We start from the raw sequence: 20,531 nt of genomic DNA on the forward strand, positions 1-20,531 counted from the left end.
AGATTCCCCCATGCTGAGCCCCCGTATCGCCCTGGCCTGCGCCCTCGCTCTCGGCGCCATCCCGTCCGCCCTGGCCCAGGACACCCAGCGTTTCCGCACCGACAAGGTCGAGGTGATCGTCGAGACGGTCGCACGCAATCTCCAAAACCCCTGGGGGCTCGCCTTCCTTCCCGACAATCGCATGCTGGTGACGGAACGACCCGGCCGCCTGCGCATCGCTGACGCCGACGGCAATCTCTCCGAACCGCTTCAGGGCGTCCCGCCCGTTGCGGCGCGCGGACAGGGCGGCCTTCTGGACGTCGCGCTCGATCCGAACTTTGCGCAGAACCGCCTCGTCTACCTGAGCTTCGCCGAGGATCGCGGCGAAGGCCGCGCCGGCACCAGCGTGGCGCGGGGCCGCCTCGACGCGAACGGGACCGCGCTGGAGGCCGTCACAATCATCTTTCGCCAGGAGCCGACCCATACGGGCAACAACCACTGGGGCTCGCGCCTGGTCTTCGACCGCGAGGGCCATCTCTTCGTGACCCTGGGCGACCGGTTCGACCTGCGCGATCAGGCGCAGAACCCGGCCAACCATCTAGGCAAGATCGTCCGCCTCAAGCCCGAAGGGGGCGCGGCACCCGGCAACCCGTTCCTGAACCGGGAGGATGCCAAGCCCGAAATCTGGTCGCTCGGTCACCGCAACGTGCAATCGGCCGCCCTCCATCCGACGACCGGCGAACTCTGGACCGTGGAACACGGCGCCCGCGGCGGCGACGAGGTGAACATCCCGCAGAAGGGCAAGAACTACGGCTGGCCCGTCATCTCCTACGGGGTCGATTATTCCGGCGCGAAGATCGGCGAGGGCACCAAGAAAGCGGGCCTGGAGCAGCCGGTCTATTACTGGGATCCGTCCATCGCGCCCTCCGGCATGGCCTTCTACACGGGCGACAAGTTCCCGGCCTGGCGCGGCAGCATTCTGGTCGGGGCGTTGGCCGGCAAGCTCGTCTCGCGCCTGGAAACCAACGGCAACCGGGTCACGGCTGAGGAGCGCATGCTGCAGCAACTCGGCGAGCGCATCCGCGACGTGCGCCAAGGGCCGGACGGCTTCGTCTATCTTCTGACGGATTCCCGCAGCGGCCGCATCCTGCGGATGAAGCCCGCGACCTGAGAGGCTGATCGACAGACGCTTCTCCACCAAGTCTCCACGTCATCACCGGCCTTGTGCCGGTGATCCCGATCAATGACGTGCGCCGCTCTTCCGATCGAGATGGCCGGGGCAAGCCCGGCCATGACGTGACGATGTCATCCGTCCCCACAAGGGAGAAGGAAGCACTCCCCGCACTTCAACCTCGCGGCCCGAACAGGATGAGCGCCGCGCCTGCAAGGCAGATGCCGGCGCCGGCGATGTCCCACCGGTCGGGCCGCGCCCCTTCGGCGATCCAGAGCCACAGGACCGACGCGACGATGTAGACGCCGCCATAGGCCGCATAGGCCCGCCCGGCGGCATCGCTCGGGACCAGCGTCAGCAGATAAGCGAACAGGGCGAGCGCCCCCATGCCGGGCACGAGCCACAGGTGAGATTTGCCGAGCCGCAGCCAGGCCCAGAAAGAAAAGCAGCCGGCAATCTCGGCCAGCGCCGCGCCCGCATAAACGAGGAACGTCATGCCTCGGGTCAGCGCCCCTGGAAGATGAAAGCCGCTCCGGCTGCGATGAGGCCGAAGCCGATCAGGTGGTTCCACCCGAGCGGCTCCTTCAGGTAGAGCACCGAGAAGATCGCGAAGACCACGAGGGTGATGACCTCCTGCATGGTCTTGAGTTCGGCCGCCGAATAGACGGCCGAACCGATCCGGTTGGCCGGCACGGCAAACCAGTATTCGATGAAGGCGATGGCCCAGCTGGCCATGACCGCGATCCAGAGGGGCGATGTCTTGAACTTCAGATGTCCGTACCAGGCAAAGGTCATGAAGACGTTCGATGCGATCAGCATCAGGACGGGCGCCGTGTGGGGGCTCATGGAGAAGACCTGAGGAGAGAGGAAGGATCGGGCCCTGCCCTATTCCTTCACGCCGCGGTGTCAAGTCACCCCGTGGACGCGCTCCTCCGAGGGAGGGTCATTGAACGCCGACCGCATCCCGAGAGGCTGGCCGGACATTCACCTCGGACGTCATCACCGGCCTCGTGCCGGTGATCCGGATGCGAGAGGCACGGCGTTTCACACCATCGGGATGGCCGGGACGGGCCCGGCCATGACCGCGAGGGAAGCGCATGATCGGTCGGCCTCTCAGGACGAGGCTCAGGGATGGGTCGGGTTCAGACCAGCCTCTCTGAGAATGAACGTCGGACGGATCCGTGACATGCACATCCGAGTGTCAGTCCGATGCTCTAGCGGGCGCTGAGACGCTCCAGCACCTGGGTGCCGCCCGCGATCTGCGGATTGGAGGGATCGAAGCCTTCGCGCCGCTCGCGCTGCGTGACGAGCCCTCGGGCTCGCTCGAAAGCGACGTCCAGGCGGCGCTCGCCGCGCAGGGCCTTGTTGAAGAAGGCATCGCCGAAATAGGTCCAGGTCGCCCCGTCCCGGCAGCCGAAGGACGGCTTGTCGGCGGCGGCCGCCGTGATGACGAGGGTGCGGGCATCGGCCAGGTCCCGGGCAAAGACGCCCGAATAGCAGGCCGAGACGATCACGACCCGGTGCTGCGCCCTGGTCTGGTCAAGCAATCGCTTGACGTCGCCCGGCGTGACGAGAAGGGCATCGCGCCCGGCCACCAGCCCGATGCCTTCCGGTGCCCCATGGGAGGTGAGGACGAGCACCACGATATCCTCGGCCGGATCGAGCGCCTGGCCTGCAGCGGTAGCGGCTGCCAGCAGGGATTGCGGTGTCGCTCCGGCGCGGCGCTTGGTGTTGAACTGGACGATGGAGCGCCCCTTGGAGCCGATCTGCGCCTCGAGAATGCGCGCCGCCCCCTTGGCCTCGCTCTCGAACACGCTCTGCGGCCCCCACAGACCGAAGGACAGGATGTACACGTCGGTCTGCCCCGGACGCTGCGGCGCCAATCCGACAGGCTCGGCCCTGCGGGCCGTCTGCCCGAAAGCGTCGTGAGAAGGACCGAGGGCAAGAAAGAGCCCGATCAGACAAAAAGCGAGCAACCGGCGCATGTTACACCCCAACCTCGGCCTACCTTACGCTCAGCGCCCCTCGAAAGCCAAGGATCGGCCGTCGCTGAACCGAATCCCCTCTTCCGTGTTTCCCTGTCAGTTCCGTCAAGATTCATCCCAAGAGGGTTTTATGGACATCGCGCTCGATAAGGTTTGCGAACTCATTCTCCGGGTCAGGGCCATCGATGTGAAGGAAGGCATTACCGATCCGGCCTCGGGCTCGAACCCTATCGACGACGGCAGCATCGACTCCCTCACCTCCTCGCCGGACGACGCCACCGAGGACGAGCTTCGCGACGTGATCGCGGGCCTCAACGACGACGAGCGCGCCGACCTGATCGCCCTCGTCTATATCGGCCGCGGCGACATGGAGCCCGAGGAATGGGGCGCCGCGGTCCGTCTGGCCCGGGAGCGCGAGGAAGCGAGCTCGCTCTCGACGGCCGACTGGCTCATCGGCATTCCGAACCTGGCCGATCTTCTGGACGAAGGCCTCAATGCCATGGGCCGCAGCTGCACCTGACACGCGGCCGAACCCGCAACCCTGTCAGCTGATCGCGACATCGTTCGAACCATCGGCCGGGGCACCTGCGGGACGAGGGTCGAAGCTTGCCTCCATCACGAAAACGGCATGGCCGACACGGCAACGGCGCCCTATTTGTGACACGGATCAAGCCAATAATTCAGCCTACTCCCAAAGGAGGATGTCATGACTCCGCGCCTGCCCCCGGAGAATCCGGATGACGACGAGCAGAGCGAGCTGCTCCGGGCCGTGCACACGGCCCTGAACGATCTCGCCCCGATGAACGCCCCGGTGGAGGACCAGCCCCTCACCGAGACGCAGCAGGGCGTGCGACCGTCCCTGTCCCCGGATGAAACCGAGGTCGAGATCGACCGCTTCGAAGCTTACCTGAGGGGTCCGACGGCGTTCACCGCCTGACCCCAAAAAGCCTGCCCTGCAACCGCATGTCTTCCCGCAGAGCAGTGACATCGAGGGTTGAGCCTTCAGCCCATAACCCCCAGCCCAACCATCGCTGACAAGAAAAGCGGCGCCCTTTCCCTCCCGCTCGTGAAGCTGATGCGCTCCACGTGGACGGCATGGTCTGCCGCTTGGTCGGTCCCGTCCCGAAAGGGGCGGGATGAAACGCTGCGCCCTGCTCTTCCCTGTGACCTTCAGATCTCGTCAGCCCCGCGGTTGCTTTTTATCCGATGAACCGCCTCGGAACCGCAACAGTGTTGCGCGGCGGCAACTTTCCTGAGAAAAGGCGGAACACCTACCTATGATGGTATTTTAATGGAGATCAACTTAAGGTAGAGATGGGTTAATGTTCTGACATAACGTTAGCATTATGCCATCTGCTGTTCCGAGTTTCACCTCCCGCCCCTCCCCGCAATCCCTGAGGCGCCCGGCTTCGATGACCCGCGGGCCTCGCTAGGCCATGCCGATCCTGCACTGGCTGACGCGGGACGAGGACACCCGGACTGCGCGAAACTTCTCCTACCGGCTGCTGCAAGAGGATCTGTCCCACAGCGGCGGAGATCCCGATTCCGGCAACATGCTGATCCAGGGTGATAACCTGGACACGCTGAAGGCCCTGCTGCCCTTCTATGCGGGCCGCGTGAAGTGCATCTACATCGACCCGCCCTACAACACCCGCTCCGCCTTTCAGCATTACGACGACAATCTCGAACACACTCAATGGCTCGCCATGATGTGGCCGCGCCTCGAATTGCTGCGCGACCTGCTGGCGGAGGACGGATCGATCTGGGTGTCCATCGATGAATCGGAAGCACACTATCTCAAAGTCTTGATGGACGAGATATTTGGGCGCACCTCGTTCATTGCTTCAAACATATGGCAGAAACGTTATTCACGCGAAAACCGTGAAGCAATCGGCGACGTACACGAGTATATCTTCGTTTATGCAAAGTCGCTTGAGAAGTTCAAGAGAACTCGAAATAAAGTCCCACTTACTGACGAACAGGCACGCATCTACAAGAACCCAAATGGTGATCCACGCGGCAGATGGCGCGGGATACCAATGACAGCGCAGGGTTACCGCCCTAACCAGATGTATAAAATCGTAGCACCAGGCGGCGCTACCCATATCCCGCCGGAAGGCCGCTGTTGGAGTATGATCGAGCCCGAGTTCCTGAAATTAAAAGTAGCGGGACGCATTTATTTCGGAAAAGACAATAACTCCCAGCCTAACGTCATTAGATATCTCACCGAAGTGGAGGGCTTCACTCCATGGACTTGGTGGCCCAGTTCAGAGGTAGGCCACACTGATGAGGCAAAGAAAGAAATCCATTGTTTATTTGGCAGAAAGGATGCGTTTGGCACACCCAAACCTGAACGCCTAATCCAACGCATCCTCCACATCGCCACCAATCCCGGCGACCTCGTTCTCGACTCCTTTCTCGGCTCTGGCACCACGGCCGCCGTGGCGCACAAGATGAGACGCCGCTATATCGGCATCGAGATGGGCGAGCACGCCGTCACCCATTGCGCGCCGCGCCTGAAGAAAGTGATCGAGGGCGAGCAGGGTGGCATTTCGGAAAGCGTCAACTGGCAAGGCGGCGGAGGCTTCCGCTTCTACCGGCTCGGGCCGCCGGTCTTCGACGAGAACGGGCATGTGCGCGGGGACATCCGCTTCCCGACCCTTGCCGCGCATGTCTGGTTCAGCGAGACGAATTCCCCCTTGAAGGGCAAAGGCAAGTCGCCGCTTCTCGGGCTTCATGACGGCCGGGGCTATGCCCTGCTCTACAACGGCATCCTCGGCGACAAGCGCCCCGATGGCGGCAACGTGCTCACGCGCTCGACGCTCCAGATCGTCCGCGAGGCGGTCGCGAAGAAAGCGCCGTCCTTCCATGGGCCGCTGACGATCTACGGCGAGCAATCCCGCCTCGGGCCATCGTCGCTGGCGCGGGAGAACATCATCTTCAAGCAGACGCCCTACGACGTGAAGGCACGGCGGTGAGATCGCAGGCCATGGAACTCAAGCAGTACCAGACCGGCACCCTCGCCGTTCTGCGACGCTTTCTCGAAGAAGCGCGCGTGGCAGGACCGCGCAGCGCCTATGATACGATCACGACGGGGCCGGATCAGGCAAAGCGCCTGGGCCGCTACCGGGGCGGCTACAAGGTGCTGGAGGAACTGCCGGACACACCTTACGTCTGCCTGCGTTTGCCGACCGGCGGCGGCAAGACGATCCTGGGCGCCCATGCCATCGCGGTCGCACGCGATGCGTGGGTCGAGAAGGATTACCCGCTCGTCCTCTGGCTCGTGCCGACCAACACCATCCGCCTGCAGACGGCGGAAGCGCTGAAAAACCCGCGCCATCCCTACCGGCAGGCTCTGGACGAGCACTTCGACGGGCGTGTCCGCGTGTTCGACATCGCGGACTTCTCCCAGATCCGCCCGCATGACATCCGCGACAACGTCTGCGTCGTCGTCGGAACCCTTCAGACCTTGCGCGTGAGCAACACCGAAGGCCGCAACGTCTATGCCCACAACGAGAATATGGAGCCCCATTTTTTCCGGCGTGACGCCTCATGCGTCAGAGCTGGAGCGTCTGGAAAGCGGCGGCATCAAATTCTCCTTCGCGAACCTGCTGCATCTCCATCGCCCCCTGATGATCGTGGACGAGGCGCATAACGCCGTCACGGATCTGTCGCGCGACATGCAGGCGCGGGTGAACCCATGCGCCATCATCGAGTTCACGGCCACACCCCGCTTCAACTCCAACATCCTGCACAGCGTGACGGCGCAGGAGTTGAAGGACGAGGAGATGATCAAGCTGCCGATTGTGCTGGCCGAGCACCAGGACTGGCAGGGCGCCGTCAACGGTGCGATTGCCAGCCGCGCCCGTCTGGCCGAGGCTGCAAAGGATGAGGCGGACTACGTGCGTCCCATCGTGTTGTTTCAAGCGCAGCCGAAGGACCAGGACGTCACGGTCGAGAAACTGAAGCGGCACCTCATTGACATGGAGCAGATCCCCGAGGACCGCATCGCGGTCGCAACGGGCGACCAGCGCGATCTCGACAGCATCGATCTGTTCGATCCTGGATGCAGGATCGAATACGTGATCACCATCGAGGCGCTGAAGGAGGGCTGGGATTGCTCCTTCGCCTACGTCTTCTGCTCCATATCGCGCATCAAGAGCGCCACCGCCATCGAGCAATTGTTGGGGCGCGTGCTGCGCATGCCCTACGCCAAGCGCCGTGAGACGCCTGATCTCAACAAAGCCTATGCGCATATCTCCGAACCCACCTTCAGCGCCGCTGCCAATGCGCTCGCGGATCGGCTGGTCCACATGGGCTTCCAGGACGAAGCGCCCGAGATGATCGAGGCCGCGCAGGGGCACTTTGACGACACGGGGCTCTTCGCTCCATCCGAACGGCCCAAGCCAACCTTCAGGTACCGAGTGACCGCCTCCCCGGCCCTCTACGCCGCCATGAAGGACCCCGCCGTTCAGGGCGTTGCATTGAACGAGACCGATGAGGGCAGGATCGAAATCGTCGTCACGGGCTACATTGCGCCGGAACTTGAGAGCGCACTGGTGGCCGCCGTGCCTGAACCCGAGAGGGCCGGCTTTGCGGACGCCGCGCAGGCTTATCGGGCCGAGCTTATGCCCCTGCTCTCCCCTGCCGAGCAGGGCCAGAGCTTCGTCGCTCCGCGCCTCGTGAGCGAATTTCAGGGTGAGCTTGTCTTCGCAGAGCCTGAAACGCTCATGGAGCTTCACAGATGGTCGCTCCTCGATCATCCGGCGAGACCCGATGAGAGCGCCTTCTCGATCCGGGAGAATGCTCAGAGCTTCGAGATCGACGTCGTCGGGAGACGGGTGGTCATCGGTTCAGGCCGGGAGGAGAAACAACTCGCCTTGGCGATAGAGGTCGAGGGCTGGACGCCGGAAAACCTCGCCATCTGGCTCGAAAGGCAGTTGCGCCAGCCCGATATCCATCCTTCCGAGCTTCTGCGCTGGGTGCGCGACTGTATCGGGCATCTGACAGGTCCTCGTAGGATTTCGATGGCTTCCCTGATGCGTGCCAAGTTCATCCTCGCGAATGCCCTCAAAACGGCCATCGCCTCCATCCGCCGCATCGAGCAGGAAAGAGCTTATCAGCACTATCTGATAGCACCGGAGGCCAAGGCCGGCATTTCGTTCGAGCACGGCTTCGTCTTCGAGAGAGGCATGTTCGGCGACCAAAGGCGCTATCGCGGGCGCTGGCGGTTTTCCAAGCACTTCCTCGGCCCCGATAACGTGCCGGCATTCGACGGTGAGGAGCAGGGCGAGGAGTTTCAGTGCGCACAGGCCTTGGACAGCCTGCCGGCCGTCAATTACTGGGTCCGCAACATTGCCAGACACCCGGATGCCTTCTGGCTGCCCCTCGCGTCGGGAAAATTCTATCCCGACTTCGTGGCCATGCTGAACGACGGCCGCGTCTTCGTGGTCGAATACAAGGGGGCCCACCTCGCCGGCGACGGCAATGATGACACGAATGAGAAGCGCACCATCGGACAGTTCTGGGAACGCCTGAGCCAGAGCGGAGGGCTCTTCCTGATGGCGGAGAAGATGGTCGATGGCAAGGATATGCGGGCTCAGTTGCTGCGTAAACTTCGCGGATAGGCTGCACCCAATCCACCTGTCAGGCGTTGTCGAAACCGAAGCCAAACGATAGCTAATGCTCATCGAGCACACAGTCACGCTTCAACGCTTTCGACGGGAGCCTCCATGAGCATCGGCCTGATCGCCTTGCTGGACGACATCGCGGGCCTCGCCAAGGTCGCCGCCGCCTCGCTCGACGATGTGACCGCCCAGGCCGCCAAGGCCGGCGCCAAGGCGGCCGGCGTGGTGATCGACGATGCCGCGGTGACGCCGCGCTACGTGACGGGCTTTGCCGCCTCGCGGGAGCTGCCGATCGTCGGCAAGATCGCCTTAGGGTCGCTCAAGAACAAGCTCATCTATCTGCTGCCGGCAGCCCTGCTTCTCAGCCTGTTCGCGCCCTGGGCCATCACGCCGCTTCTGATGATCGGTGGCGCCTATCTCTGCTATGAGGGCTCGGAGAAGGTGTTCGAGGCGCTGTTCCCGCATGGCGCCCACGAGCACGAGGCCGCCGTCGGCGCCGCGACCCGGACGGCCCGGAATGTCGAGGACGAAAAGGTGAGCGGCGCGATCAAGACCGACTTCATCCTCTCGGCCGAAATCATGGCGATCACCCTCGCGAGCATACCGGCGGGCTCGGCCTGGATGCAGGCGGTGGTCCTCGCCGTCGTCGGCATCGGCATCACGGTCCTGGTCTATGGCGGCGTCGCGCTGATCGTGAAGGCGGACGATGCCGGCGTGGCGCTCGCCCGCAACGACAGGCCGGTCTCGAGCCTGCTGCAGCGCAGCACCGCGAGCGCTCCACTTCATATGGACCGTCTCCTGGCTCCTGTGACGAAATTGTTCGGGCGTGGGCTCGTGAAAGGCATGCCGGCCATGCTCAGAATCCTCGGCATCGTCGGCACGGCCGCGATGATCTGGGTCGGCGGCGGAATCATCATCCACGGGCTCGAAGGCTATGGCTTTGCCGGCCTCGGCCATGTCATTCACGATGTGGCGGCCGCCGCGGGCCACGCGGTGCCAAGCCTCGGCGGGGCCGTCGAGTGGCTGGTCTCGGCCGCCGCCTCCGGCCTCTTCGGGCTCCTTCTCGGCGCCCTCCTGATTCCCCTTGTCCACTTCGTCGCAGTGCCGCTGCTGAGGTCTCTGCGCGGCGGGAGCGGGAAGGCGGAGAAGCATACGGTATAACCGCCTTCACTCTTCCATTCCCCGGCCGTTCGTACCATATTCGTTCTATGGCCAAATCACCCAAGAAGCCCAAGCTTTCCACCGGGAAGGCGTCCAAACCTGATCTGAAGCCCCTGGCCCCTCATCTGGCAGAACTTCTCAATCCGGCGGTCAACCGGGAGCGGGAGGCGGCTGAGGGCTTTGCCGAGCGGGCGCAGGAAACCTTCATCCACGGCGACATCACCGATGTCGACCCGGCGCTGGCCAAGAAGCTTGGCCTGAAAGGGCCTGACGACGGGCCGGACGTCGCCGAGGAGCTTGGCGAGCTGTCTCCCGGCGCGGGCGTGTCGGCCACGGTCGACGCCCTGAGCAGGCTGCTCACCGAGGGCGACCCGCGCTTCAAGGACGGCAAGGCCTGGGTGCCGCACCGCCCGCCTCGCCCCGAGAAGACGGAAGGCGGCATTCCGTTCAGGATCAAGTCCGACTTCGCGCCCTCGGGCGACCAGCCCACGGCCATCCGCGAATTGGTGGACGGCGTGCGCCGCGCCGAGCGCGATCAGGTGCTGCTCGGCGTCACCGGCTCGGGCAAGACCTTCACCATGGCCAAGGTGATCGAGGAGACGCAGCGTCCTGCCCTCATCCTCGCGCCGAACAAGACGCTCGCCGCGCAGCTTTACGGCGAGTTCAAGTCGTTCTTCCCCGACAACGCGGTGGAATATTTCGTCTCGTATTACGACTACTACCAGCCCGAGGCCTATGTGCCGCGCTCGGACACCTTCATCGAGAAGGAATCGTCCATCAACGAGCAGATCGACCGCATGCGCCACTCGGCGACGCGCGCCCTGATCGAGCGCGACGACGTGATCATCGTCGCATCCGTGTCGTGCATCTACGGTATCGGCTCGGTCGAGACCTATACGGCCATGACTTTCTCCGTGAAGGTGGGCGAGCGCATCGAGCAGCGCCAGCTCATCGCGGATCTCGTGGCCCTGCAGTACAAGCGCATCCAGAGCGACTTCGCCCGCGGCACGTTCCGCGTCCGCGGCGATGTGATCGAGCTGTTTCCGGCCCACTTGGAAGACCGCGCCTGGCGCATCGGCCTGTTCGGCGACGAGATCGAGAGCATCGTCGAGTTCGATCCGCTCACCGGCAAGAAGACCAACGACCTGCAATTCGTGAAGGTCTACGCGAACTCGCACTACGTGACGCCGCGACCGACGCTGCAGCAGGCCGTGAAGGGGATCCAGAACGAGCTGCAGCACCGCCTGCAGGAGCTCGCCCGCATGGGCCGTCTGCTCGAGGCGCAACGCCTGGAGCAGCGCACGCAGTTCGATCTCGAGATGATCGAGGCCACCGGCGTGTGCAACGGCATCGAGAACTATTCGCGCTATCTCACCGGCCGCAAGCCAGGCGAGCCGCCGCCAACCCTGTTCGAATACCTGCCCGACAACGCGCTCGTCTTCACCGACGAGAGTCACGTGACCGTGCCGCAGATCGGCGGCATGTATCGCGGCGACTTCCGCCGCAAGGCGACGCTCGCGGAATACGGCTTCCGCTTGCCCTCCTGCCTCGACAATCGCCCTCTCAGATTCGAGGAGTGGGACGCCATGCGTCCGCAATCCGTGCACGTGTCGGCGACCCCTGCCAAGTGGGAGATGGAGCAGACCGGCGGCATCTTCGTCGAGCAGGTCATTCGCCCCACGGGCCTCGTCGATCCCATCGTGGAGATCCGCCCGGCGCGAAGCCAGGTCGACGATCTCGTGCACGAGGTGAAGGAGCTCGCGGCGCAGGGCTACCGCACGCTCGTCACCACGCTCACCAAGCGCATGGCCGAAGACCTGACCGAGTACATGCACGAGAACGGCATCCGCGTTCGCTACATGCACTCGGACATCGACACGCTGGAGCGCATCGAGATCATCCGCGACCTGCGGCTCGGCGCCTTCGACGTGCTCATCGGCATCAACCTGCTGCGCGAGGGCCTCGACATTCCGGAATGCGCGCTCGTGGCCATTCTCGATGCGGACAAGGAAGGCTTCCTGCGTTCCGAGACCTCGCTGGTGCAGACCATCGGTCGCGCGGCGCGTAACGTGGAAGGCAAGGCGATCCTCTATGCCGACAAGATCACCGGCTCGATGGAGCGCGCGATCGCGGAGACCAACCGTCGCCGCGAGAAGCAGCTCGCCTACAACGCCGAGCACGGCATCACGCCGCAAAGCGTGAAGAAGAACATCGCCGACATTCTCGAGAGCGTCTACGAGCGCGATCACGTGTCGGTCGATACGGGCCTCGCCGACAGGACGGTCGGCCACAACCTCAAGGCCGTCATCGCCGACATGGAAAAGCGCATGCGCGAGGCCGCCGCGAATCTCGAATTCGAGGAGGCGGCTCGCCTGCGCGACGAGCTCAAGCGCCTGCAGGCGACGGAGCTTGCGATCAGCGACGATCCGATGGCGCGGCAGAGCGACGTGGAGAAGGAAGCGGGCCGGTATGGCGGCTCGCGCAAATACGGCCGAAGCGCCAACCTGCCGCCGAAAGGCCTGCCGCCCTCGGGCGACGGCGCCGCGGCCGGCGACGAGGATTCCGACGCCTATGGGCCGACGGGCAAGGGCCGCTCGGACGAAGGCACCCGTATCCGCAAGCCCGGCCTCGACGAGATGGGCCCCGGCACGGATCGCGAGGTCCCGCTGAACTACCGCGAACGCCCCGCCGCGCGCTCGACGCAAGGGCTTGCAGGGCAGAAGCCGAAATACAAGGGACGCAAGGGGCGCTAGCGCCCCTTGCAAAGATCCGGGTCCGGTTGTCCGTCGGAGGGGTGTCCCGGGCCTAACCCGGCATGGCGTCAAGGATGCCGGTCACCACTGAGCCGATGCTGGTGATGAGGATGGCGGCCGTGGCCGCCGCCTTCGGCAGCAACAGGCCGGCACGTCGCGCGTCCGCATACCAGCCGCCCGCGATGGTGCGCCATTGCCAGTACGGCGAGAGCGTCCAGGCCGGCGGATAGGACCGCCTCTCGCGACGGCAGACATCCCAGACGATCCGGTCATTCACCCCATAGAACGCCACCGATGCGGCTCCGAACAGCGCAAACCAAACCAGACCTCTGACCATCACTCGACGCTCCGGCTTTCGCCCGAACCTCATGGTAGACGCAGCCCGTGCAATCTTTGTGGCAATGCGATCGGGAACAACGGCCTGCCGCCCCTCACCGCCAGCTCACCGCGAACGCCTCCACCGGACGCCCGAAGCCTTTGACATGGCGGCTCCCAAGATCGACCAGCGAGAAGCGGCCGGGGAGCGACCCGGTGACTGCCCCCGACACCACGATGGTGTCGGGCTCGGCGCTCTGGCACAGGCGCGCGGCCATCTGCACGGTCGCGCCGAACAGGTCGTTGTGATCGGCGACCGGCTCACCGGCATCGAGGCCGATGCGCACCCGCAGCTTCTCGCGGCTTGCGAGGTTGAAGGCCTCGAAGGCCTGCTGGATGGCGCGGGCGGCATCGACGGCGGAGGTTGCATCGTCGAAGGAGGCCATGATCCCGTCGCCGGTATGCTTGACCTCCCGCCCGCCCTTGTCGTGCAGGGCCCGGCGGACCATGGCGTCGTGCGCTCGCACCATCTCGACGGCGCGCACATCGCCGAGGCGCTCGGTCATGGCGGTTGAATCGACGATGTCGGTGAACATGATGGTGCGCAAGGCCGGATCGACCCGGCCCTCCGAACAGCATGCCGCCGGCTCAGGATCGGAGATGCGGCCGAGAAAGGCCTCGACGGCGGAAAGATCGACCTCGATCACGTCGCGGGCAACCTTCCCATGGGCTTCGTCGTGCACACGCATGGCGGTCTCGATATCGGGAGCGTCGATGAGGCAGAACGCCGTGCCGCGGGTGTCGTCGAACCAGTAGGTCAGGAACCGCACCCCGTAGCGCCCCTGCACCTCCAGGTCGCTCCGATGGGCTTCGGCGATTTCGGTGGCGGTCACTCCCGTCAGGTCGTGACGGTCAAGGAAGATGGGCATCGATGCCTCCTGCTCCCCCAGCGTAATCTACACGGTTTGGACGGAACCAGCGATCTCTCCGCGCGCGCCAAGTGCCGGGCCGCACATCAGGACGATGCGAGCCCACGAAAATCATTCAACCAATCGGTTGACTGTCTGAAGGTTCATGTCTATATTCAACCACATGGTTGAATTACAGATAGCCCGGCTCGACACCGTCTTTCACGCCCTCGGCGATTCCACCCGGCGGCGGATGCTGCGCGATCTCGCGGAGGGCGAGCGCACGGTGAGCCAGTTGGCCGAACCCTTTGCGATCTCGCTCGCGGCCGCCTCGAAGCACATCAAGGTGCTGGAACATGCCGGGCTGCTCCGGCGCGAGGTCCGCGGCCGCACCCATCTCTGCCGCCTGGACCCTGGACCGCTCGCGAGCGCCCACCAGTGGCTCGGCGTCTACGAACGCTTCTGGACCGAGCGTCTGGATGTGCTGGAACGGCTCCTCCGCGAGGAGGACGCCAGGAAGTCCCCACCCCCCGAAGGAGACGACACATGAGCGACCTTGCGACCACAGACCTCGCGGCCCGGAGCCCCTATGGCGTGCTCACCGACCCCGCTACACTGACGATCCAGCGCCTTCTGCCCGGCCCCATCGAGCGCATCTGGGCCTATCTCACGGAGAGCGACCTGCGCCGCCAGTGGCTCGCGGCGGGCGAGATGGAGATGGCCGTGGGAGCGCCCGTCGAATTCGTCTGGCGCAACCACGAGCTCACCAACCCGCCCGGCGAGCGCCCGCCGGGCTTCGGCGAGGAGCACAGGATGGACAGCCGGATCACGGAGCTCGATCCGCCTCACAAGCTCGCCATCACGTGGGGCACCACTGGCGGCGTCTCCTTCGAGCTGGAACGAAAGGGCTCCGAGGTGCTGCTCACCCTGGTCCACCGGCGCGTCCCCGACCGCGCGACCCTGCTCAATGTCAGCTCCGGCTGGCACGCCCATCTCGACATCCTGGCCGCCCGCGCGGCCGGCGAAGAGCCGCAGCCGTTCTGGGAGAACTGGAGCCGCTTGAAGGAGGAGTATGGGAGGCGGTTGCCGGAGTGACAGGGTTTTAGGAGGAGGGGCTCCGCTCGGACCAGCCGGGTGGAGCCCCTCACCGACCATCGTGTTCTCAGATCCGGTCATGCCGGTGACCTCGCCCATGAGGCCGGGGACCGGCGCAGATCTCAGCACGCCAGTCCCGCGTGCTATTTCCCGCTCCGGCAGTGACGTCGGAACATCATGCGGCCTGCGCTCACCGGACCAGCACTGGTAGGGAATGACCGGCCTTTACGGAACCCTTGCTGATTCCGCTGCGTGCCTCTCCCGGATACGCCGAGATGCATTTGCCGCCGGTTCCATGAATGGCACTTTCGGAATTACACGACCTGACGCGTCAGGATCTGTTCAATCCAAACCCCGGCCTCTTCAGGCGTTTTGAACAAGGGCGCATCACGAACGTTGCACTTGCCGAATCCGGCTTCCAGGTTCCAACGCCCCTTGTGCTCAGGGTCATGGGTCTGACCGTCGAGGCGGACGATCACGGCCGCGAGCTGGTTATCGGCGAGGACAAGGTTGCCCTCGCTGTCATGGCCGTCGATGAGCACGCGCATGGGCATAAATGAGATGTCGAGGGTCATCACCTTCGCCTTCCAAATTGGGGCGAGAGGTCAGTGCCAAATGGCCAGACACCCGAAAAATGAGAATACACCTTAAAAGAGCCGGGCCCAATTGCCTTTAACATAAGTTTGGCTTTGCCGTAACATAAGTTGCGCTCAGATGTAACCTATGTTGGATTTGTTTATAATATAGGTTTTGTTTAGCCACTGTATAGAGCACTCGTTGCGCAAGATTGATTGAAGGTTTTTCAAGATAAAAGAAATGTTTTTTCTAAACACAACATAGATCAATGACAGAGCTCCATTTCCGTGCACTAAGTCGTTTATTATCGGCAACCGATATTAGGCGCTGATAGCTGAGAGATCCGACGTGCTCCCGCCTGCAACAGGAGGAGCGCCGCATGCATGCCTCTCTGCATCCCCACGACAACCCGCTCATCCGGAAGATGGAGAGTGTCTTCACGCTCACCGAGGACGAGCGCCAGGCGCTCGAGACCCTGCCGATGCAGGTGATGGTCATCAAGGACGATCAGGACATCGTGCGCATGGGGGATCGCCCCTCGCGCTCCTGCCTGATCCTGAGCGGCTTTGCCGCCACCTACAAGGTGACCGCCGGCGGCAAGCGCCAGATCGTCTCCTTCGCCATCGCCGGCGATATTCCCGACCTGCAGAGCCTGCACCTGAAGACCCTGGACACCAGCATCGCCACCATCAGCACCTGCCGGGTCGGGTTCATCCAGCACGAGGCCCTGCGCAACATCTGCCTCCTCTATCCGCGCATCGGCGCGGCCTTGTGGCGCGAGACCCTGATCGATGCGGCGATCTTCCGCGAATGGGTGATGAATGTCGGGCAGCGCGAGGCCTACCAGCGCATGGCCCACGTGCTGTGCGAGCTGCTGGTGCGCCTGCGGGCGGTGGGCCTGACCGAGGACCATGCCTGTGACCTGCCGATCACCCAGGCTGAGTTCGCGGATGCGCTCGGCATCACGACGGTGCACGTCAACCGGGTGCTGCAGCAGATGCGGGCCGATGGCCTGATCGTGAGCAAGGGAACCCAAATTAAGATCCCCGATTGGGACAAGCTCAAGCAAGCGGGCGAGTTCGACCCGGCCTACCTGCACCTGGAGAGCGATCAGGCGGCCGCATGACCCTCACCCTTCAGCCGATCCGTGTGGCGACGGGCTTTGACGAGGACGGCATGATGGTCCTCGATCGGCAGCGGCTGGTGGCGGTGCTGGTTCACCTCTCGGACGACAATGAGGTGGCGCCGGGGCACTGGTACCTGGAGGCCGGCTTTGGTCGGATCGATGGAGCAAGCCACCCCACCTTCGCCAGCCTCGACACCGCTCAGGACTGGATTGCACAGCGTCTTGCCCGTCACCCCTGATCATTCAGGCTTTGGGCTTGCGCAGAATCGGCTCGCTCTCGCCGGGCCGGGCGGTGCTGGCGTCGATCTCCAGAACCTCGGCAACCCGCCGCTTGCCGCCGTCTTCCTCGGTCCTGACCCGCACCGTGGTCCCACGCGGAAGCCAGACGTACCCGGCTTCCTTGAGCACCGACATGTGCAGGAAGGCGTCTCCGTAGCCATTGCTCAGCGCCACGAAGCCGAATTGCCTGGCAAGGTCGAACCAGGCGACTGTTCCTGTTGCAGTCATGCATGATCTCCGCGGGCGGAAACGTCGGCACAGCGTGCCCGGTTTCCCGGCCAGCAGAGGCTCATACGTCTTAGATGAAATCCAGTTCCCCAAAATAGCCCTATAGGACATCTGCGGTTCGAGGCCTTACGCAGACGGGGAGGCAAGGGCCTCGCGTCCCGAGCATCGTTGCCGGATCCTGGCGCCAGGCCGTTCCTGTCCTGGGCGGCTTCACGAACGAAAGAATTTTGGATGTGTGACGCGCTTCACAGCGGTGTCGGTCAAAGTGGTTCAAAGTCCAATCATCGCCAACAGAGAGAGCATCTCAGGCGGTCTTGAGAGCAACGCCAACTTGAAGAGGCCCTATTATGGAAAATTTCCAGTTCTCCGAAAACGACATCGACCAGCACGTCTTCAACACCGCCTTCGGCGGCAGCGCGACCTCGGCCCAGCTGGCCAACATTTCCGACCCCGATACACTGCTCGACACCGGCAGCAGCTGGTTCGGCGGCGGGGTCAACGACCAGCAGTCCTTCAACACCATCGACCAGAGCGCCTTCAACACGTCCTTCGGCGGCAGCGCGACTTCGGCCCAGGTGGCCTCCATCTCGGACGGCGACACCCTCGTCGATGCCAGCCACGACTTCCCGGTGTACTACTAACCCATTCCTCCCGGAGCGCCACACGCGGTAAGCCGTGGCGCTCCTTTCCCTTCCCCATCTCGCTCTTCTCTCCCGCCCTCCCGGTCTTTCGGGAGCGCGGCCTTTTTCGTTGCAGAGCGACATGGTTGGATCCACGGAATCCAATCGCGAACCGAATTTGCAGCAGCGACGGATTTCTTCCTGAAACGCGAAGGGCGGCCCGAAGGCCGCCCTCGCTGTCTCACGCTGTCGGAGCCCTTAGAGCCGTCCCATCAGCAGCAGGATGATGAGGATGAGCAGGACCACGCCCAGGAGGCCGCTCGGGCCGTAGCCCCAGCCGCGGCTATGGGGCCAGGCGGGCACGGCGCCGATGAGCAGCAGAATGACGAGAATGAGCAGGATGGTGCTGAGTGCCATAGAGAAATCTCCGTCCATTGGCGCCGCCTCGATGGGGGCGGCGTTCATCCAGGGAAACTTGGCCGTAAGGGAAAAAGTTCCCGCCTCTTTTACCTGTGGATGAGCGCTGAAGGGGCAGGTCCCGCGGCGGAACGATCACCCTGGCTTGACGTTAGCTCCTCGGCGATTGGGTGCCGCCGTCAGCGCGACCCCTGCGGGAGGTCGCTACCTTCGATGGACCAGGACAATCCAATGCAAAAGAAGAATCCAACCTATATGCCCCCCGACGATCCAGAGCCGATTCCTGGCCTCAACACCTCCGCATCCCCTGCTCTCAGCCGCTCGGTCCAGGCGCAGATCGGCCAGCGGCTGCGCCAGTTCTACGATGCCCTGGCGCTGGGTGAGCAGCCAGTGCCGGACCGGTTCATCGAGATCATCAACCGGCTGGATGGCGTGAAGGGAGAGAAGCAGCAATCATGAGTATCGACATCGATTTGCGCAACTCCATGCTCAAGGCGACGCCGAATCTGCGCGCCTTTGCCATTTCGCTGACGAACAACGTGGACCGCGCCGACGACCTCGTGCAGGAAACCCTGATGCGGGCGATCGCCAATATCGACCGCTTCCAGCCCGGCACGAACATGCAGGCCTGGCTCTTCACCATCCTGCGCAACCTGTTTCATTCCGAATACCGCAAGCGCCGCCGCGAGGTCGAAGATGCGGACGGCAAATACGCGGCCGCCCTCTCGGTGCAGCCGGACCAGCTGCCCCATCTCGATTTCGAGGATCTGCAGAAGGCGCTCGCCCGGCTGCCGCACGACCAGCGCGAGGCGCTGCTGCTGGTGGGAGCCTCGGGCTTCTCCTACGAACAGGCGGCGGAGATCTGCGGCTGCGCGGTCGGCACCATCAAGAGCCGCGTCAACCGCGCCCGCAACCGGCTGGCCGAACAGATGCACTTCACCGATATGGAGGAAGATCTCGGCCCGGACCGCGTCATCCTCTCGGTGATGCACGCGGTCGCCTGACAGGCCTCAAGGCAACCAAAGAGCCTCAACCGATAGGCGCGCCTGAATGAAAGGTGCGCCTATCGTTTTAGCGGCGCCGGAACTGCTGGTTGCCGCGCTGCGGCGGGCGCGGACCGGAAGAGGCACCCGAATCCTTATGACGGAAGATGAGCCGGCCCTTCTCCAGATCGTAGGGCGACATCTCGACGGTCACGCGGTCGCCGGCGAGCGTCTTGATGCGGTTCTTCTTCATCTTGCCGGCCGTGTAGGCGATGACCTCGTGCCCGTTGTCGAGCTGCACGCGGTAGCGCGCATCGGGCAGAATTTCGGTCACAAGTCCTTCAAAGGTGATCAGTTCTTCCTTTGCCATGCAAAGCCTTCCTCACAACAAAAAAGCCGCCCCTGAATCGGAACGGCCATATGCAAGAGGACGTGCGGGCACGTCCTCCGGCATCAAACTTTATGCGTTCTGCAGGTTCACTGCAGAAGCGCGACCGGTGCGCTGGTCGGTCTGAAGCTCGTAGGAGATCTTCTGACCTTCGCGCAGACCGCGCATGCCGGCACGCTCGAGTGCCGTGGCGTGAACGAACACGTCCTTGCCGCCGTTATCGGGCTGGATGAAACCATAACCTTTGGTTTCATTGTACCACTTCACGGTTCCCGTTTCCATGGGAAATCCTTTCACTGTCGTTTGCACGTGGATGTGGGCCAAGGGCCAGTCATCCGCTAGTCGATAGATGGTAGAGAAGGAACGTGCGCCCGGCAGTGCCAAAGCGGGAAGCCCAGTCGTCCGGCCAAATGTCGATGGAATTTACCTAAGGCACAGATGGGGCAATTACAAGGCAAAGGTCCGTTCTGGGCCGGAAGTGAATTTCTTTGAAATTCAGGCTCTTCGGAGATCCCGGATCGTCGACACGATGCCTTGGAGCACTTCCTCGCCAGCCGGCGTGAAGACGATCTCGTGGCCATCGGCCTTGATCAGGCCCCGCCCGTCGAGCTCGTCCACGGCGGCATCGCTCGCCCTGTGGCCGACACTGTCCTTCTGGACCACGCTGCGGACCCTCTGCCCGCTCGACAGCTCGTGATAGGCGGCAAAGGCGAAGACCGCCAGCGCCCCGTCGCTCAACCCGGACAGATCCGCCATCGTTCAACCTCAGTTCGTTTGAAATCCTGCCCCGGTCAATGCGAAGGCGGCATGAGCGTTCAAGCGGAGCGTTAAAAACCAGGGCTGCGGCCCGGCTCGGGGGCAGGAACAGACCTCCGCACCTTCACGTTGGTTGCGCAAATGCCGCCCTTGAGGTGGCCGGA

26 protein-coding genes are annotated in these 20,531 nt (G+C 63.7%); 15 read left to right on the forward strand and 11 right to left on the reverse strand.

Features of this window, described 5'->3' with window-relative positions; translation table 11 throughout:
- Nucleotides 1-10 precede the first annotated feature (10 nt).
- The gene (locus tag ACD578_RS14775) at nucleotides 11-1,150 is read left to right on the forward strand and encodes a PQQ-dependent sugar dehydrogenase (protein ID WP_404286120.1); all 1,140 of its coding nucleotides are present in this window, start codon (nucleotides 11-13) and stop codon (nucleotides 1,148-1,150) included.
- A 175-nt stretch (nucleotides 1,151-1,325) separates the two neighbouring features.
- On the opposite strand, the gene ACD578_RS14780 is transcribed toward ACD578_RS14775, so the two are convergent.
- From ACD578_RS14780 to ACD578_RS14790, 3 genes are all read right to left on the reverse strand, one after another.
- On the reverse strand, nucleotides 1,326-1,646 hold the full coding sequence (locus ACD578_RS14780) for a YnfA family protein (RefSeq protein WP_404286122.1): 321 nt from the start codon (nucleotides 1,644-1,646) through the stop codon (nucleotides 1,326-1,328).
- Between the two features lie 8 nt (nucleotides 1,647-1,654).
- Nucleotides 1,655-1,996 (reverse strand): DMT family protein, encoded by a 342-nt coding sequence (locus tag ACD578_RS14785; protein WP_404286124.1) that lies wholly within the window; start codon nucleotides 1,994-1,996, stop codon nucleotides 1,655-1,657.
- A gap of 368 nt (nucleotides 1,997-2,364) precedes the next feature.
- Nucleotides 2,365-3,135, reverse strand: a complete 771-nt coding sequence (locus tag ACD578_RS14790) for a C13 family peptidase (protein WP_404286126.1) — start codon at nucleotides 3,133-3,135, stop codon at nucleotides 2,365-2,367.
- Between the two features lie 130 nt (nucleotides 3,136-3,265).
- Between ACD578_RS14790 and ACD578_RS14795 the strand changes: the two genes are divergently transcribed.
- The 7 genes from ACD578_RS14795 (at nucleotide 3,266) to uvrB (ending at nucleotide 12,676) form a co-directional block, all read left to right on the forward strand.
- On the forward strand, nucleotides 3,266-3,655 hold the full coding sequence (locus ACD578_RS14795) for a DUF3775 domain-containing protein (RefSeq protein ID WP_152710547.1): 390 nt from the start codon (nucleotides 3,266-3,268) through the stop codon (nucleotides 3,653-3,655).
- A 186-nt stretch (nucleotides 3,656-3,841) separates the two neighbouring features.
- The gene (locus ACD578_RS14800; protein WP_404286128.1) at nucleotides 3,842-4,072 is read left to right on the forward strand and encodes a hypothetical protein; all 231 of its coding nucleotides are present in this window, start codon (nucleotides 3,842-3,844) and stop codon (nucleotides 4,070-4,072) included.
- Nucleotides 4,073-4,571: 499 nt separating this feature from the next.
- A complete protein-coding gene (locus ACD578_RS14805) occupies nucleotides 4,572-6,113 on the forward strand; it encodes a site-specific DNA-methyltransferase (RefSeq protein WP_404286130.1) in 1,542 nt (513 codons plus the stop codon).
- An 11-nt stretch (nucleotides 6,114-6,124) separates the two neighbouring features.
- Nucleotides 6,125-6,790: a DEAD/DEAH box helicase family protein gene (locus ACD578_RS14810; RefSeq protein WP_404286132.1), complete on the forward strand. Its 666-nt coding sequence runs from the start codon at nucleotides 6,125-6,127 to the stop codon at nucleotides 6,788-6,790.
- Complete coding sequence (locus tag ACD578_RS14815; RefSeq protein ID WP_404286134.1) at nucleotides 6,678-8,762, forward strand: DEAD/DEAH box helicase; 2,085 nt, start codon at nucleotides 6,678-6,680, stop codon at nucleotides 8,760-8,762. The genes ACD578_RS14810 and ACD578_RS14815 overlap by 113 nt, the downstream gene beginning before the upstream one ends.
- 105 nt (nucleotides 8,763-8,867) lie before the next feature.
- On the forward strand, nucleotides 8,868-9,923 hold the full coding sequence (locus ACD578_RS14820) for a DUF808 domain-containing protein (RefSeq protein ID WP_404286136.1): 1,056 nt from the start codon (nucleotides 8,868-8,870) through the stop codon (nucleotides 9,921-9,923).
- Between the two features lie 47 nt (nucleotides 9,924-9,970).
- Nucleotides 9,971-12,676: an excinuclease ABC subunit UvrB gene (uvrB, locus tag ACD578_RS14825; protein WP_404286138.1), complete on the forward strand. Its 2,706-nt coding sequence runs from the start codon at nucleotides 9,971-9,973 to the stop codon at nucleotides 12,674-12,676.
- Between the two features lie 52 nt (nucleotides 12,677-12,728).
- On the opposite strand, the gene ACD578_RS14830 is transcribed toward uvrB, so the two are convergent.
- Together ACD578_RS14830 and ACD578_RS14835 are read right to left on the reverse strand one after the other, a co-directional pair.
- A complete protein-coding gene (locus tag ACD578_RS14830; protein WP_404286140.1) occupies nucleotides 12,729-13,016 on the reverse strand; it encodes a hypothetical protein in 288 nt (95 codons plus the stop codon).
- Nucleotides 13,017-13,107: 91 nt separating this feature from the next.
- Complete coding sequence (locus ACD578_RS14835) at nucleotides 13,108-13,920, reverse strand: nickel-binding protein (RefSeq protein WP_404286142.1); 813 nt, start codon at nucleotides 13,918-13,920, stop codon at nucleotides 13,108-13,110.
- A gap of 163 nt (nucleotides 13,921-14,083) precedes the next feature.
- Here ACD578_RS14835 and ACD578_RS14840 point away from each other — a divergent pair, with 163 nt between their 5' ends.
- Both ACD578_RS14840 and ACD578_RS14845 read left to right on the forward strand, forming a co-directional pair.
- Complete coding sequence (locus ACD578_RS14840) at nucleotides 14,084-14,449, forward strand: ArsR/SmtB family transcription factor (protein ID WP_404293877.1); 366 nt, start codon at nucleotides 14,084-14,086, stop codon at nucleotides 14,447-14,449.
- Nucleotides 14,446-14,994, forward strand: a complete 549-nt coding sequence (locus ACD578_RS14845) for an SRPBCC family protein (protein ID WP_404286144.1) — start codon at nucleotides 14,446-14,448, stop codon at nucleotides 14,992-14,994. The genes ACD578_RS14840 and ACD578_RS14845 overlap by 4 nt, the downstream gene beginning before the upstream one ends.
- A gap of 314 nt (nucleotides 14,995-15,308) precedes the next feature.
- Here ACD578_RS14845 and ACD578_RS14850 read toward each other — a convergent pair whose 3' ends face one another.
- Nucleotides 15,309-15,569, reverse strand: a complete 261-nt coding sequence (locus ACD578_RS14850) for a hypothetical protein (RefSeq protein WP_404286146.1) — start codon at nucleotides 15,567-15,569, stop codon at nucleotides 15,309-15,311.
- A gap of 380 nt (nucleotides 15,570-15,949) precedes the next feature.
- Between ACD578_RS14850 and ACD578_RS14855 the strand changes: the two genes are divergently transcribed.
- Both ACD578_RS14855 and ACD578_RS14860 read left to right on the forward strand, forming a co-directional pair.
- A complete protein-coding gene (locus ACD578_RS14855; RefSeq protein ID WP_404286148.1) occupies nucleotides 15,950-16,696 on the forward strand; it encodes a Crp/Fnr family transcriptional regulator in 747 nt (248 codons plus the stop codon).
- Complete coding sequence (locus ACD578_RS14860; RefSeq protein WP_404286150.1) at nucleotides 16,693-16,935, forward strand: hypothetical protein; 243 nt, start codon at nucleotides 16,693-16,695, stop codon at nucleotides 16,933-16,935. The genes ACD578_RS14855 and ACD578_RS14860 overlap by 4 nt, the downstream gene beginning before the upstream one ends.
- A gap of 4 nt (nucleotides 16,936-16,939) precedes the next feature.
- Here ACD578_RS14860 and ACD578_RS14865 read toward each other — a convergent pair whose 3' ends face one another.
- Nucleotides 16,940-17,203, reverse strand: coding sequence for a cold shock domain-containing protein (locus ACD578_RS14865; protein ID WP_404286152.1), 264 nt, complete (start codon nucleotides 17,201-17,203; stop codon nucleotides 16,940-16,942).
- Between the two features lie 347 nt (nucleotides 17,204-17,550).
- Here ACD578_RS14865 and ACD578_RS14870 point away from each other — a divergent pair, with 347 nt between their 5' ends.
- Nucleotides 17,551-17,844, forward strand: a complete 294-nt coding sequence (locus ACD578_RS14870; RefSeq protein WP_404286154.1) for a hypothetical protein — start codon at nucleotides 17,551-17,553, stop codon at nucleotides 17,842-17,844.
- A gap of 237 nt (nucleotides 17,845-18,081) precedes the next feature.
- Here the strand turns inward: ACD578_RS14870 and ACD578_RS14875 are convergent, their stop codons facing one another.
- Entirely contained in the window at nucleotides 18,082-18,240 is a 159-nt protein-coding gene (locus ACD578_RS14875) for a DUF3309 family protein (protein ID WP_152710527.1), read from the reverse strand.
- A gap of 213 nt (nucleotides 18,241-18,453) precedes the next feature.
- Here ACD578_RS14875 and ACD578_RS14880 point away from each other — a divergent pair, with 213 nt between their 5' ends.
- Together ACD578_RS14880 and ACD578_RS14885 are read left to right on the forward strand one after the other, a co-directional pair.
- Entirely contained in the window at nucleotides 18,454-18,699 is a 246-nt protein-coding gene (locus ACD578_RS14880) for a NepR family anti-sigma factor (protein WP_404286156.1), read from the forward strand.
- The gene (locus tag ACD578_RS14885) at nucleotides 18,696-19,244 is read left to right on the forward strand and encodes a sigma-70 family RNA polymerase sigma factor (RefSeq protein WP_404286158.1); all 549 of its coding nucleotides are present in this window, start codon (nucleotides 18,696-18,698) and stop codon (nucleotides 19,242-19,244) included. The genes ACD578_RS14880 and ACD578_RS14885 overlap by 4 nt, the downstream gene beginning before the upstream one ends.
- 67 nt (nucleotides 19,245-19,311) lie before the next feature.
- Here ACD578_RS14885 and infA read toward each other — a convergent pair whose 3' ends face one another.
- From infA to ACD578_RS14900, 3 genes are all read right to left on the reverse strand, one after another.
- On the reverse strand, nucleotides 19,312-19,593 hold the full coding sequence (infA, locus tag ACD578_RS14890; RefSeq protein WP_009494617.1) for a translation initiation factor IF-1: 282 nt from the start codon (nucleotides 19,591-19,593) through the stop codon (nucleotides 19,312-19,314).
- Nucleotides 19,594-19,683: 90 nt separating this feature from the next.
- Nucleotides 19,684-19,893 (reverse strand): cold-shock protein, encoded by a 210-nt coding sequence (locus tag ACD578_RS14895; RefSeq protein WP_091138623.1) that lies wholly within the window; start codon nucleotides 19,891-19,893, stop codon nucleotides 19,684-19,686.
- A 213-nt stretch (nucleotides 19,894-20,106) separates the two neighbouring features.
- Nucleotides 20,107-20,367, reverse strand: coding sequence for a hypothetical protein (locus ACD578_RS14900; protein WP_404286161.1), 261 nt, complete (start codon nucleotides 20,365-20,367; stop codon nucleotides 20,107-20,109).
- Nucleotides 20,368-20,531 lie beyond the last annotated feature (164 nt).

Source organism: Microvirga sp. RSM25, assembly GCF_044784385.1.
GTDB classification, from domain to species: domain Bacteria; phylum Pseudomonadota; class Alphaproteobacteria; order Rhizobiales; family Beijerinckiaceae; genus Microvirga; species Microvirga tunisiensis.

Excerpts from the sequence above, each read along its gene's own strand:
- ACD578_RS14820 (WP_404286136.1), top strand. The coding sequence starts at position 8,868 with ATGAGCATCGGCCTGATCGCCTTGCTGGACGACATCGCGGGCCTCGCC.
- ACD578_RS14785 (WP_404286124.1), bottom strand. The coding sequence starts at position 1,996 with ATGAGCCCCCACACGGCGCCCGTCCTGATGCTGATCGCATCGAACGTC.
- ACD578_RS14865 (WP_404286152.1), bottom strand. The coding sequence starts at position 17,203 with ATGACTGCAACAGGAACAGTCGCCTGGTTCGACCTTGCCAGGCAATTC.
- ACD578_RS14835 (WP_404286142.1), bottom strand. The coding sequence starts at position 13,920 with ATGCCCATCTTCCTTGACCGTCACGACCTGACGGGAGTGACCGCCACC.
- ACD578_RS14840 (WP_404293877.1), top strand. The coding sequence starts at position 14,084 with ATGGTTGAATTACAGATAGCCCGGCTCGACACCGTCTTTCACGCCCTC.
- ACD578_RS14870 (WP_404286154.1), top strand. The coding sequence starts at position 17,551 with ATGGAAAATTTCCAGTTCTCCGAAAACGACATCGACCAGCACGTCTTC.
- ACD578_RS14885 (WP_404286158.1), top strand. The coding sequence starts at position 18,696 with ATGAGTATCGACATCGATTTGCGCAACTCCATGCTCAAGGCGACGCCG.
- ACD578_RS14855 (WP_404286148.1), top strand. The coding sequence starts at position 15,950 with ATGCATGCCTCTCTGCATCCCCACGACAACCCGCTCATCCGGAAGATG.
- ACD578_RS14775 (WP_404286120.1), top strand. The coding sequence starts at position 11 with ATGCTGAGCCCCCGTATCGCCCTGGCCTGCGCCCTCGCTCTCGGCGCC.
- ACD578_RS14805 (WP_404286130.1), top strand. The coding sequence starts at position 4,572 with ATGCCGATCCTGCACTGGCTGACGCGGGACGAGGACACCCGGACTGCG.
- ACD578_RS14880 (WP_404286156.1), top strand. The coding sequence starts at position 18,454 with ATGGACCAGGACAATCCAATGCAAAAGAAGAATCCAACCTATATGCCC.
- ACD578_RS14795 (WP_152710547.1), top strand. The coding sequence starts at position 3,266 with ATGGACATCGCGCTCGATAAGGTTTGCGAACTCATTCTCCGGGTCAGG.
- ACD578_RS14850 (WP_404286146.1), bottom strand. The coding sequence starts at position 15,569 with ATGACCCTCGACATCTCATTTATGCCCATGCGCGTGCTCATCGACGGC.
- ACD578_RS14875 (WP_152710527.1), bottom strand. The coding sequence starts at position 18,240 with ATGGCACTCAGCACCATCCTGCTCATTCTCGTCATTCTGCTGCTCATC.
- ACD578_RS14895 (WP_091138623.1), bottom strand. The coding sequence starts at position 19,893 with ATGGAAACGGGAACCGTGAAGTGGTACAATGAAACCAAAGGTTATGGT.
- ACD578_RS14900 (WP_404286161.1), bottom strand. The coding sequence starts at position 20,367 with ATGGCGGATCTGTCCGGGTTGAGCGACGGGGCGCTGGCGGTCTTCGCC.
- ACD578_RS14845 (WP_404286144.1), top strand. The coding sequence starts at position 14,446 with ATGAGCGACCTTGCGACCACAGACCTCGCGGCCCGGAGCCCCTATGGC.
- ACD578_RS14780 (WP_404286122.1), bottom strand. The coding sequence starts at position 1,646 with ATGACGTTCCTCGTTTATGCGGGCGCGGCGCTGGCCGAGATTGCCGGC.
- infA (WP_009494617.1), bottom strand. The coding sequence starts at position 19,593 with ATGGCAAAGGAAGAACTGATCACCTTTGAAGGACTTGTGACCGAAATT.
- ACD578_RS14860 (WP_404286150.1), top strand. The coding sequence starts at position 16,693 with ATGACCCTCACCCTTCAGCCGATCCGTGTGGCGACGGGCTTTGACGAG.
- ACD578_RS14810 (WP_404286132.1), top strand. The coding sequence starts at position 6,125 with ATGGAACTCAAGCAGTACCAGACCGGCACCCTCGCCGTTCTGCGACGC.
- uvrB (WP_404286138.1), top strand. The coding sequence starts at position 9,971 with ATGGCCAAATCACCCAAGAAGCCCAAGCTTTCCACCGGGAAGGCGTCC.
- ACD578_RS14800 (WP_404286128.1), top strand. The coding sequence starts at position 3,842 with ATGACTCCGCGCCTGCCCCCGGAGAATCCGGATGACGACGAGCAGAGC.
- ACD578_RS14790 (WP_404286126.1), bottom strand. The coding sequence starts at position 3,135 with ATGCGCCGGTTGCTCGCTTTTTGTCTGATCGGGCTCTTTCTTGCCCTC.